The sequence below is a fragment of the Oleiphilus sp. HI0128 genome, assembly GCF_001635365.1.
Genome location: NZ_LWGG01001049.1, coordinates 1 through 450 on the forward strand (window position 1 = coordinate 1; position 450 = coordinate 450).

Sequence of the window (450 nt, forward strand, 5' to 3'; positions counted from 1 at the left end):
TATCCATAATAATCACCAATTAAATGTACGGAATTACCGTACAATATAAATTAAAAGCCTTAACAAGGCAATCAAAGAACGCCCACAAAGGGCCGTGGGCTGGACTCGTTTCACTCGCCTCTGCATAAGGCGTTAGTTTTTTTTGATTTCGAGTGATACTATAGTGATACATTTTAATATAAGGTGTCACTATGAGAACTGAAGTCGTTACTACATTAAAGAGACAAGCAACGAAACTGCTTGCAGATCTGCATGAGTCAAAAGAACCTATTCTTATAACTGAACATGGCCAGCCATCAGCCTATTTGGTTGATGTGGCTGATTATGAGTTGATGGTAGATCGGATGAAAATCCTGGAAGGTATCGCGAAAGGCGAACAGGCAATCCGTGAAGGTCGAACAATGGACATGTCGCAAGCTAAAGAGAAGATGAGTAAATGGCTCAAATAAT

Annotated in this window: 1 protein-coding gene; it reads left to right on the top strand. The window is 40.0% G+C overall.

Annotated features, from left to right (window positions below):
* Positions 1-191: 191 nt before the first annotated feature.
* Positions 192-449 carry a type II toxin-antitoxin system Phd/YefM family antitoxin gene (locus A3763_RS17805; RefSeq protein ID WP_068507610.1) on the top strand — a complete coding sequence of 86 codons (258 nt, stop codon included), beginning with the start codon at positions 192-194 and terminating at the stop codon, positions 447-449.
* Position 450 lies beyond the last annotated feature (1 nt).

Bases quoted from the DNA above. Each gene is read 5' to 3' on its own strand.
- A3763_RS17805 (WP_068507610.1), top strand. From the start codon at position 192: ATGAGAACTGAAGTCGTTACTACATTAAAGAGACAAGCAACGAAACTG.